Origin of the sequence: Microcystis sp. M49636_WE2, assembly GCF_030065375.1 — a bacterium.
GTDB classification, from domain to species: Bacteria; Cyanobacteriota; Cyanobacteriia; order Cyanobacteriales; family Microcystaceae; genus Microcystis; species Microcystis aeruginosa_C.
On the sequence record NZ_JASJFG010000491.1, the window covers coordinates 1 to 2,611 of the forward strand.

Annotated in this window: 2 protein-coding genes and 1 pseudogene; 2 read left to right on the forward strand and 1 reads right to left on the reverse strand. The window is 42.6% G+C overall.

The window, feature by feature from the left end:
* Positions 1-273 (forward strand): alanine racemase C-terminal domain-containing protein (locus PX484_RS11510; protein ID WP_288103907.1); only part of this gene is annotated, 273 nt, incomplete at its 5' end.
* A 213-nt stretch (positions 274-486) separates the two neighbouring features.
* Positions 487-1,791 carry a cytochrome P450 gene (locus PX484_RS11515; protein ID WP_288103910.1) on the forward strand — a complete coding sequence of 435 codons (1,305 nt, stop codon included), beginning with the start codon at positions 487-489 and terminating at the stop codon, positions 1,789-1,791.
* 90 nt (positions 1,792-1,881) lie between these two features.
* Here PX484_RS11515 and PX484_RS11520 read toward each other — a convergent pair.
* A pseudogene (locus PX484_RS11520) lies at positions 1,882-2,611 on the reverse strand (AarF/ABC1/UbiB kinase family protein); the annotation flags it as partial.

Here is a 2,611-nt window from a genome sequence, read left to right on the forward strand (position 1 = left end):
GATGGAATTCCCCGCAATCTCTCCAATCGTTTAAAAGTATCCCTGAGAGGACGTTTAGTACCCCAAATCGGCGCGATAACCATGGATCAGTTAATGATTGACGTGAGCGAGATTCCAGAGGTAAAAACAGGGGAAATCGTCACCCTTATCGGTAAAGATGGCCCACAGTGCATCACCGCCGACGATTGGGCGCGGGATTTAGGTACAATATCCTGGGAAATTCTCTGCGGGTTTAAGCATCGTTTGCCGCGAATTATTATTAGCAATGGCTAATTATGGCGGCGATCTTAAAAAATGTCAATTGGCGGCAATTCTTATTGTTGACTGACTGGTGAGATGTGTAATTAATTTTGCCTAGATACTTGCCTTGGTCAAGTGCGATCGCTAATTGCTAGGCTAGATTACGCGATCAATTCTCCGCCGCTTTAGGTTAAAATAAACAGGGTTAATCGACGGCAACTGATTAGTTTTACCCTAGAGGCAGCGATGACTATAAGCAACGATTTACCCTTACCCCCCGGCAGTTTCGGATTACCCCTATTAGGAGAAACAATCGCTTTTTTGACCGATGGGGATTTTGCCAGTAAACGTCATAATAAATATGGTCAACTTTTCCGTACTCATATTTTTGGCAGTCCCACGATTATTTTATCCGGTGCCGAAGCTAACCGGTTTCTCCTCAGCAACGAGAATAAATACTTTGCAGCAACTTGGCCCAAAAGTACCAAAACTCTCCTCGGCAGCGCATCTTTAGCGGTGCATACGGGAGATGTCCATGCTTCCCGTCGTCGCTTAATCTATCAAGCTTTTCAACCCCGGTCCCTAGCAAGTTATATCCCTACGGTAGAAACAATTACCGCTCGCTATTTAGAGCGTTGGCAAAATGCAAAAACCCTGTCATGGTATCCTGAATTGAGAAACTATACCCTCGATATCGCCTGTAAATTATTTGTCGGTCTTGACCAGGGTTCTGCTACCAAATTAGGAGAAGCTTTTGATACTTGGTGTGCGGGACTATTTACCCTTCCCATTCCCCTTCCCTGGACAGCTTTTGGCAAAGCATTACGCTGTCGAGAAGAATTACTGCAAGCGATCGAAACTATCATTTTAGAAAGACAAAAAAATGATGACTTAGGCCAGGATGCTCTGGCTATCCTTTTACAAGCTAAAGACGAAAACGGTCAAAGTTTATCCTTAGTGGAATTAAAGGATCAAGTGCTATTATTACTCTTTGCTGGTCATGAAACTTTAACCTCCGCTATCGCCACTTTCTGCCTACAAATGGCACTGCATCCCGATATTTTTCAGCTTGTCCTTGAGGAAATAACTAATTTTGATCTATCCACTCCTTTAAGCGTTGATACCCTCAAACAGATGACCTATTTAGATCGCGTTTTAAAAGAAGTTTTACGTTTTACTCCACCCGTGGGAGGAGGATTCCGTCGGGTAATAGAAGACTGTCAATTTAACGGTTATCATTTGCCGAAAGGATGGACAGTGCAGTATCAAATCACCAATACCCATAAAGATAATAATATTTATTCCCATCCTGAAACCTTTGATCCCGATCGCTTTTTAACCGAGGAAAAACCCTATGGATATATCCCTTTTGGTGCGGGATTGCGCGAATGTATCGGCAAGGAATTCGCTCGTTTAGAGATGAAAATTTTAGCCGTCCGTTTAGTACAAAAGTACGATTGGCAATTACTCCCCAATCAAGATCTCACCCTCACCTCTATCCCCACTCCTCACCCCCGGGACGGTTTACAAGTTACCTTTAAACCCCGTTAACCAGCTAGGATAAAAAAACTTTTAAAAAAGTTTAGCGTTCTTCTCGTAGCCGTGAAATTTATTTCACGGCATTTATTGACCGAACAGAGGTTAATCAGCAGCGGGTAAAGCTTTCGGTAATTCTCCATTTTGCTGATGATTTGGTGTATCGAATTCGAGAACTAGGTAACGAATCAAACGCGCTAGGGATTTTTGTAGCAAACCTTCAGCAATTTTTTGTCCCATCTGTTGGGTTTCCGGTTTAGCGATTAGTTTAGTCATCACTGGGACCATAGCCATGGCATCGAATCCTTTTGTTTCCTGTAAAATACTAAAGATGTTGCGAAGATGCTCAAAAGTCTTGGCATCACCCAACAATTCTGGGGGAGTTTCTTGTACCGCTAAACCCACCTGTTGCCGGAAATTAACCGTGAGATTAAACCAAGTGCGACGACCGAAGTTATCTAGCGCATTTACTAACTCATTAACTAATTTTTCGCGGATAAATATACCCCTATCTGAAAGGAGAAAATCTAACGCTTGATCGGTGACTTTCTCGAAGTTAAAATCATTAGAATCTTTAGCATTACGCAGGAGATTTTCTAAACGATTCCAGCGAAAAGTACCGTCTTTAAACAATAAATCTCGCAGGGAATCTCGCAACTCCGTAGAAGGATCGGTGAGCAGACGTTTAGCAATATAAGGATAGGCTTTACTCAGTACCTTAAAATTAGGATCGATGCCAATCGCTATTCCCTCTAAAGTCACCATCGAGCGAATAATCAGGGCATAATAGGCAGGAACTCGAAAGGGAAACTCATACATCATCGCCGACATTTTA